Annotated in this window: 9 protein-coding genes; 1 reads left to right on the top strand and 8 read right to left on the bottom strand. The window is 43.8% G+C overall.

What is annotated here, in order from left to right; translation table 11 throughout:
- Nucleotides 1-45: 45 nt before the first annotated feature.
- Nucleotides 46-2223, top strand: coding sequence for a DNA primase (locus B5J94_RS05550; RefSeq protein WP_062501094.1), 2178 nt, complete (start codon nt 46-48; stop codon nt 2221-2223).
- On the opposite strand, the gene B5J94_RS05545 is transcribed toward B5J94_RS05550, so the two are convergent.
- The 8 genes from B5J94_RS05545 to B5J94_RS05515 all read right to left on the bottom strand — a co-directional run bounded on the left by B5J94_RS05545 (nt 2220) and on the right by B5J94_RS05515 (nt 8142).
- Nucleotides 2220-3173 carry an AEC family transporter gene (locus B5J94_RS05545; RefSeq protein ID WP_062501096.1) on the bottom strand — a complete coding sequence of 318 codons (954 nt, stop codon included), beginning with the start codon at nt 3171-3173 and terminating at the stop codon, nt 2220-2222. The genes B5J94_RS05550 and B5J94_RS05545 overlap by 4 nt on opposite strands.
- Before the next feature lie 11 nt (nt 3174-3184).
- Complete coding sequence (locus B5J94_RS05540) at nt 3185-4204, bottom strand: hypothetical protein (RefSeq protein WP_062501092.1); 1020 nt, start codon at nt 4202-4204, stop codon at nt 3185-3187.
- Nucleotides 4191-4634, bottom strand: coding sequence for a DNA cytosine methyltransferase (locus B5J94_RS14995; protein ID WP_265734263.1), 444 nt, complete (start codon nt 4632-4634; stop codon nt 4191-4193). The genes B5J94_RS05540 and B5J94_RS14995 overlap by 14 nt, the downstream gene beginning before the upstream one ends.
- Nucleotides 4635-4743: 109 nt before the next feature.
- Nucleotides 4744-5292, bottom strand: coding sequence for a DNA cytosine methyltransferase (locus B5J94_RS14990; protein ID WP_079363988.1), 549 nt, complete (start codon nt 5290-5292; stop codon nt 4744-4746).
- Between the two features lie 7 nt (nt 5293-5299).
- Nucleotides 5300-7189 (bottom strand): tRNA uridine-5-carboxymethylaminomethyl(34) synthesis enzyme MnmG, encoded by a 1890-nt coding sequence (gene mnmG, locus B5J94_RS05525; protein WP_062501532.1) that lies wholly within the window; start codon nt 7187-7189, stop codon nt 5300-5302.
- Between the two features lie 107 nt (nt 7190-7296).
- Nucleotides 7297-7428 (bottom strand): hypothetical protein, encoded by a 132-nt coding sequence (locus tag B5J94_RS14985; protein ID WP_265734262.1) that lies wholly within the window; start codon nt 7426-7428, stop codon nt 7297-7299.
- A gap of 73 nt (nt 7429-7501) precedes the next feature.
- Nucleotides 7502-7798 (bottom strand): hypothetical protein, encoded by a 297-nt coding sequence (locus B5J94_RS05520; RefSeq protein ID WP_062501610.1) that lies wholly within the window; start codon nt 7796-7798, stop codon nt 7502-7504.
- Nucleotides 7795-8142, bottom strand: a complete 348-nt coding sequence (locus tag B5J94_RS05515) for a hypothetical protein (protein ID WP_062501608.1) — start codon at nt 8140-8142, stop codon at nt 7795-7797. The genes B5J94_RS05520 and B5J94_RS05515 overlap by 4 nt, the downstream gene beginning before the upstream one ends.
- Between the last annotated feature and the right edge of the window lie 28 nt (nt 8143-8170).

Genomic DNA, 8170 nt, shown 5'->3' with positions numbered 1-8170 from the left:
GAAAATTGAAATTGGAAAATCCCCATCTCTTTATTTGATACACGCATGAGAATCCCTGACACCACGCTTGAACGACTAAATTCATCTGCTGATTTGGTCGCCATCATCAAAAAACACACCACCCTAAAACCTGCTGGGCGTGAGTTTAAGGGGTGCTGTCCGTTTCATGGCGAAAAAACCCCGTCATTTTATGTCAACCCCCAAACCAACCTATACTACTGTTTTGGCTGTGGCGTTAAAGGCAATCCCATCACCTTTTTGCGTGAATTTGAACGCATGACTTTCAAAGAAGCGGTTGATTATCTGTCCGAACAAACGGGCATAGAACTGCCCAAAGACGACAAATTCGCCCAAAAAATCCGCTACACCAAAAACAAAACGCCAAACCCCAACAGCCAAACACCCACAAAGACAAATCAAGGCAATACAGACAACTCAAATACCCAACCAACCAACCCATCCATCCATCATAACAATACCGCCCCATCAGTCAATGATGATTATCCTGATTTTGCTGATAATTTTAATGACGGTTATGATAATGATTTTAACACCAACTTTAACACCGACTTTGACAGTGGCTTTAATGGCGGTTATAACGACAGCTACAATAATCCCCCTTATCAAGCGGATAACACCCCTTTTAATAGCACCAATCCGCCATATCATACTCCCCAAAATGGCGAAGGGGATTTATACACCCTGCTGTCCGCCATCGCCCAGTTTTATCAAAACATGCTCCATCAAAACCCCACGGCAAAGGCATATTTTGTCTCACGGGGACTAAGCGATGAGACGATAGCCACGTTTGGTTTGGGCTATGCTCCAAGCGGTTGGCAACATTTGGAGCAGGCTTTTCCCCATGACATCGAAGGCTTGCGTATTCTAGGACTGGTTAGGACATCGCAAAAGGGGCGAGATTTTGACCTGCTACGAGACCGTGTGATTTTCCCCATCAAGGACAGGCAGGGGCGAGTGGTTGGCTTTGCAGGGCGGTCGCTGGGCGATGAGATGCCCAAATACATCAACTCATCAGAGTCGCCCGTATTTAGCAAACAGCACATCCTATATGGGCTGTACGAAGCTCGCCAAGCCAAAGCAGTAGACTATCTCATGGTAGAAGGCTACATGGACGTCATCGCCTTGCACCAAGCAGGGATTTATGGGGCGGTCGCTCCGATGGGAACGGCAGCAAATGACAAGCAAATCGCGGGGCTGTTAAAATATAACGATACCTTAACGCTCTGTTTTGATGGCGATACCGCAGGACAGCGAGCGGCGTGGCGAACCCTAGAAGTTGCTATGCCGGTACTGCCTGATGGTAAGACCTTAAAATTTCTCACCCTGCCTGATGGACATGACCCTGACACCTACATCAAGGCTCATGGGGTAGATGCCATGCGTGCCCAAATCACGCACGCCCAAAGCATGGCGGATTATATCCATGGCGTGCTACAAAACCGTTATGATTTATCCTTGCCCGAAAATAAAGCCCGAGCGGTCGCTGAATTAAAAGAGCTGACCGCCAAACTGCCCAAAGGGTCAAGTTTTCGCTGGTGGCTCAATAACGACTTTTGGGCGAGACTCAGTGGTAAAAACCACAAACAAACCGCTCGGGACACCGCCAACTACCACCAAGAGACGGACAGTAGCACTCAGCTGTATCTGTGCCTGCTCTACGCCCCCCACATCATCAAGGACAACCCCCTAACCGCCCTACTGACCAGCTCTGGCGTGGCGGATGCCCACAAGCCGTATCTGGATCACTTAGAACGCCAAGGACTGTCCGTGCCTGCCCTGCCCGACTGGCAAGACATTGATGCCGATTTGGCGGAGTTGGTTCGCACCATTGACATGATTTTGGACATGGTAGACACAGGGGCTATCGCTCAGTTTGACTTACATGACAAATCGGCACCCGCCATCGACGGCAAGGCTCATCTTATCATGGCAAGCCTGCCCAATGTGGAGCTACAACACCATCTTAGCAGGCTGTGGCGTGAGTTTTTTTATCTGAACCAACATCATTATTTGGAACAAATGGCACTGCTGTTTAATGAACTTCTGTGCCAACGCCTCCAAGACGTATTAAAAAAACAAGGCGAAAACGTCAAAAACATCGTGCTATCCGAGATTTATAAACGTCGCCTACAAGCACTCATCACATGGGACAGTCAGCACACCAAGGCAGACGTGGCAACCCTGATAGAAAAAGGGTTTTAAACCCACCCCAAAACCCGAAGCCACGCCATACCCACCGCCATGCCTATCATGCTCACGACCGTGGTAAATGCCAAAATGTTCGCCGCCAGCACGTCATTACCGCCCATTGCCTTTGCCATGACATAGCTTGCGGCGGCGGCAGGGCTTGCCACCATGACAAACAGCACGCCAAACTGTACAGGCGGTAGAGCAAATGCCACGCCCACACCCACCGCCAATAAGGGAGCGACAATAATCCGCCCAATGCTCGCCTGCATGGATACGCCCGACAAGCCCAGCATGGATTTGATGTCAAGCGTCGCCCCTGCACATATCAAGGCAAGCGGTAAGGCAATGTTTGAAAGCAGTTCGCCTGTTTTGGCAATCGGTGTGGGCGGTAAGGGCAAGCCCACCCCCTTATACATAAAAGCAGACACTAAGGCAATGATGAGCGGATTTTGAAAAATCTTGATGATAATGTCCCGACTTTGAGCTGATAACCCCTTACTCTGGCTCGTGCGTGATAACGTGATGACCGATAAGATATTATACAAAATCGTCAAAATCCCCATATACACCGCCCCCACGCTCGTCCCCACCGCCCCATAAGCGTTGGTCGCCACCGACAAAGAGATAATCGCCATATTAGAGCGAAACACGCCCTGCACAAATACGCCCTTATCCCGCACGTCCTTGATGAGCATTTTGGCATAAATTTCCGCCCCAAAAAACAGCACAAAAGTCGTAACAAACCCTGCCATGATAAGCGGTAACTGCTCGGCATAGTTCACATTGCTCTTGATAACACTAAAAAACAGTAAGCACGGCAAACCAAAATTAAAGACGATTTTAGATGCGGTATCGATAAAATTGCCGTTGATTTTGCCTGTTTTTTGTAGATAAAAACCCAGCCCCATTAAGGCTAGGTTTGGAAAGACAATCATGAAGGCGAAATTAATGGCGTGTAGGATTTCTTGAGGGTTCATAGTAACTTTCTCAACAAATCCAAACTTAATTCTTGACAAGAATATACCATATCCATTTCTTGCAAGTAAACATTGGCTTGATAAACTTCATCAGCCACAAACAAATAAACATCGTGATTGGTAATGGATTTTGCTTTTTCTTGTGTCAAATCCGTTCCCAAAGTAATCTCAATCATCACATCAATTGGGGGGGTCATTTGAGCAGTTTTAATAAATTGCTTATAGCGTTCTCGCAAAGTGCGTTTTGCACCAATGCCATAACTTTTGCCATTTAATTCAAAAAACAAATCAAATTCTGTGGATTTATCGGCATTATCGTGAACTTTTTTGATTGCATTCTTATCAATTCCCAATCCAATCAAAACCGACAAAATACGATTTTCATAATCCGTGCCACTATGGCTAGTAATGGATCGGTTGATGCTTTCAGTAAAAACAATCATAAAAATTTGATTGGGTTCTAAACCAAACTTTTGCAATTCTTGACTTTGCTTGGATAAGCTTAAAATAAATTCATCGGTTGTTTTTGAAATAAATCCATTGTCCAAACTTTCAAAGAAAGCCAATGACAATAAAGCCCCATTTACCCGAGTGGTATAAGGGTTAAAAACTGTGATTTTATCATATTCCAAAGATAAGGGATTAAGTTCTTTTAATTTATCCAAATCATAAATAGATTTTAGTTTAGCTTCTTGCAATAACAAATCTTTAATCAAATATAATTTTAAAGAAAATACCAATACTTCTACATCAGTAGAAGTATTGGTTTGGGTAAAAATTTCTGATAAATTATTAAATTGATTTTTGGCAGTTTTTGTTGGTTGATTAAAATTATCCAATACGGATTTCTTAAATAACTCCAAATCCTTAGCAGTCAAAAACAATTGGTATTCTTGCAAAATAGCGTTCACTTGCAAATCTCTTAACTTTGCTTTGATGATATATTTTAAAAACAGATAAAATTTTAAATTAATGTCTGATTTTTCTTGTTTAATTTCAATTTTAGGCAACTTCATTTAATTTTTCTCCATCAAATAGCACTTTGCGAATATGCTCTGCTAAGGCATAAATTACAGGTACAGCCACACTATTACCAAATTGCTTATAGGCTTGATTATCACTAACAGGTATCACATAATCATCAGGAAATCCTTGCAATCTACCCGCTTCTCTTGGGGTTAATTTGCGTGGATTTTTACCTTGTTGCTCAATTAAAATCTCAGAGCCATCTTTATAATATCTGGCACTAATGGTGCTGGTATAATCCGAATTTTTATTAAACAGACAATACCCAAAACCATTGCCTTTTTGTTTATGTTCCAATTTTCTGCGTTGATGACCTGCCCATAATTTATCGGAAATGGTATATTTGTCATCAACGCTTTCTTGTAAAATACTACCAACTTTGGACGGCTTAACGATATTTTTTAAATAATTAAAATCAATATTGGCTGTTTGATTAAAATCATTTAAAATAGCAATAATAAATCTCTTTCCAAACTAAAAATAAACCCTTATAAGTATTGGGGTTGAAGTTTTTAAAAATCCATAAAAATCAGGGTTTGGAAAGAAGTCTAATATAAATGCGTTCACGATTTTGGGGAACACCAAAGTTTTTGGCATTTAAAATATTGGCATAAACACGATAGCCCAATTCTTCCAAAGTTTGTTTTACCACCAAAAAAGTATTGCCTTTATCGTGATTTTTAAAGCCTTTAACATTTTCCAAAAACAACAGTTTGGGCTTGTGATATTTAGCAATGCGAGCCACATCAAAAAATAAAGTACCACGAGTATCATCAAAGCCTTTTCTTAACCCAGCAATGCTAAATGCCTGACAAGGAAATCCTGCCAAAATAATATCGTGGGGCGGAATGTCTTTGGCTTCAATTTGTGTAATATCGCCATAGGGCATTTCATTAAAATTGGCGTGATAAGTTTGCTTGGCGAACTTATCCAATTCTGATGAAAAAACAAATTCAATGTCATCGCCAAAGGCTTGTTCAAAGCCTAAACGAATACCGCCAATTCCTGCAAATAAATCAATGGCTTTTAATTTGGTTTGGGAATTACATTCTCCAAACTCAAAAGATATTTGTTTCATATCACACTCAATCACTCAATTCTTTTTTGGCTTTTACCATCTTCTTAACCGTCATCGCAAGTAAACTCACCGCCGCAGGGGTAACGCCACTAATACGGCTTGCCTGCCCCAATGTTGCAGGGCGGACTTGGGTAAGTTTTTGTACGATTTCATTGGATAAGCCTGATACGCTCGCATAATCAAAATCAAGCGGTAAAGCCGTGTTTTCAAGGCGTTTCATCTGCTCAATCTCGTCATTTTGGCGGTCAATATAGCCTTGATATTTAACGCTAATCTCAATCTGCTCGCCCACGTCATCGCCCACCGTACTGTCTGACACTTTGGCAATGTCAGCAAAGCTAATATTTGGGCGTTTTAGTAGGTCAAGCAGGCTATTTTCTTTGGTCAAAATCTCACCTGTGTTTGCCATAAAATCTTGACCAATGGCATTATTTGGCGTTGCCCAAATGTCTTTTAGGCGGGCGGTTTCACTGGCGATAGACTCCATCTTTTGACTAAATCTCGCCCAGCGTTCATCGTCCACCAACCCAAGCTCTCGTCCGATGGCGGTCAAACGTTCGTCTGCATTGTCCTCACGCAGTAGCAGGCGATGTTCGGCACGGCTTGTAAACATACGATACGGCTCTTTGGTGCCGTGGGTTATCAAATCGTCCACCAACACGCCAAGATACGCCTCGTGTCTTTGCGGTGTCCACGATGACTTGCCAAGTGCCATGCGTCCTGCATTTAGTCCTGCCAGTAACCCCTGTGCCGCCGCCTCTTCATAGCCTGTCGTGCCGTTGATTTGCCCTGCAAAATACAAGCCGTCAATGGATTTGGTTTCTAGCGTGGGTTTTAGGTTTTGTGGGTCAAAATAGTCGTATTCAATGGCGTAGCCGGGGCGTGTGATATGGGCATTTTCAAGCCCTTTCATGCTATGGATAAACTCAATTTGCACATCAAACGGCAGGCTTGTTGAAATGCCATTGGGGTATAGCTCATGCGTGGTCAAGCCCTCAGGCTCAATAAAAATCTGATGACTGTCTTTGTCGGCAAAGCGATGAATCTTATCCTCAATACTTGGGCAATAACGGGGTCCCACCCCTTCAATCTTACCGCTAAACATGGGCGAGCGGTCAAGGTTGGCACGGATAATGTCATGCGTGCGTTCGTTGGTGTGCGTAATATAACAGTTAATTTGGCGTGGGTGCATGGCAACATCGCCCATATAACTCATCACAGGCAGGGGCGTATCCCCTGGTTGGGGGGTCATCACGGAAAAATCCACCGTACGAGCGTCAATGCGAGCGGGCGTGCCTGTTTTTAGTCGTCCGACAGGCAAGTTTAATTCACGCAAACGGTCGGCAAGACGAATGGACGGCATATCGCCTGCCCGTCCACCGCTTTGGTGGTCTAGCCCCACATGAATCACCCCACCCAAAAACGTCCCTGATGTCAGCACCACCGTGCGAGTATTTAGGCGAATGCCTGTCGCCGTAACCACCGCCACCGCACGTCCGTTCTCCACGATGATGTCGTCCACAGGTTGCTGAAAAATTGTCAAGTTTGGCTGATTTTCAAGCGTATGGCGGATACTGGCTTTATATAAAATACGGTCGGCTTGGGCTCGGGTCGCTCGCACCGCTGCCCCTTTACGGCTGTTTAGCACCCGAAACTGAATGCCTGCCTTGTCGGTTGCGAGTGCCATTGCCCCGCCCAGTGCGTCCACTTCACGCACCAGATGCGATTTGCCAATACCGCCAATGGCAGGGTTACAGCTCATCTGCCCCAGCGTCTCAATGTTGTGCGTGATAAGTAGGGTATCTGCCCCCATGCGAGCGGACGCAAGAGCGGCCTCTGTGCCTGCGTGTCCGCCACCGATAACGATGACATCAAATGTTTTGGTTAAAAAGCTCATAAGATTATATATTTTTAAAAGAAACCGATTATTTTAGCATAATTTTAATCATTGAGCATTAGGGCGTGCCTACCATTGACAACATTTTTATAAAATAAGGCAAAAATTTAACTTTTTAAATCAATTTTTGCATGAAAAATGACCAAATCTTGTTTTTCTGCGTCAAAAACTTGCTTGATAGAATAACTATCAATCTGCATTTTTTCCTTGAAAAACGTGCGATTTTTCTCATTTTTCATTGCAAACATCAAAGGTAGGCACACCCTAAAAAAGAGCGTCTCAACGCCCTTAAATTTTACCCAAATATTCCGACTAAATTTCTTTTGGTAATTTTTCAATCAACGCCAATTTCATATTTTTATCATCGCCATTCATCACCATGTCAATAAGCGGTGTGCCGTCAAAAGGCAAATCATCCACCTTTTGGGCAAAATTTGCCAAATAATACGCTCCGTCCACGTCATTATCCGCCATGACCCTATCATAAACGGCACGAAAAGCAGATTCGCTCGCTCCATTATTGGCAATCAAAATATGAATGGCTTGCAGAGCAGTATTTGGGCTTTGGCAAAGACTGATGACTTGCTCGGAAATGCTTGACATGCTCATGAAAATACACCGCTCTCTTGCTGGATTTGCTCCAACATCTCTCGATTGACCAGTGTGGGCAGTGAGTTGTTAAGCTCGCCCCCAAACTCGCCTACTAGCTCCATCAACGGCTGTATATCTATGGGTCGCTCTGACTCTGGCATGGCTTGCATGATTCGCACCAAATAATAAGCCGACTGTATGTCCATGTCCGCACAGATTCGCTTGTGGATGGCACAGATGGCATCTTTGTCAATATTTTCATATTTTACCCAATACGCCAATGCGGTCAATGCCGTGTCAGGCTCTTGGCATAACTCTACAATTTCTCGGCTGTTTTTATGAATAAAACCTTCGTCAAGCATTACATTACCTTACTGCTTATGATTTATG

Source organism: Moraxella lacunata (assembly GCF_002027545.1).
In the GTDB taxonomy this organism is placed as follows: Bacteria; Pseudomonadota; Gammaproteobacteria; order Pseudomonadales; family Moraxellaceae; genus Moraxella; species Moraxella lacunata.
The sequence above is the reverse complement of the archived record's forward strand: the minus strand, read 5'-3'. Positions and strand labels throughout refer to the sequence as shown.

Coding starts and splice junctions, on each gene's coding strand:
- B5J94_RS05540 (WP_062501092.1), bottom strand. CDS start 4,204: ATGAAGTTGCCTAAAATTGAAATTAAACAAGAAAAATCAGACATTAAT.
- B5J94_RS05550 (WP_062501094.1), top strand. CDS start 46: ATGAGAATCCCTGACACCACGCTTGAACGACTAAATTCATCTGCTGAT.
- mnmG (WP_062501532.1), bottom strand. CDS start 7,189: ATGAGCTTTTTAACCAAAACATTTGATGTCATCGTTATCGGTGGCGGA.
- B5J94_RS14990 (WP_079363988.1), bottom strand. CDS start 5,292: ATGAAACAAATATCTTTTGAGTTTGGAGAATGTAATTCCCAAACCAAA.
- B5J94_RS14985 (WP_265734262.1), bottom strand. CDS start 7,428: ATGAAAAATGAGAAAAATCGCACGTTTTTCAAGGAAAAAATGCAGATT.
- B5J94_RS05520 (WP_062501610.1), bottom strand. CDS start 7,798: ATGAGCATGTCAAGCATTTCCGAGCAAGTCATCAGTCTTTGCCAAAGC.
- B5J94_RS05515 (WP_062501608.1), bottom strand. CDS start 8,142: ATGCTTGACGAAGGTTTTATTCATAAAAACAGCCGAGAAATTGTAGAG.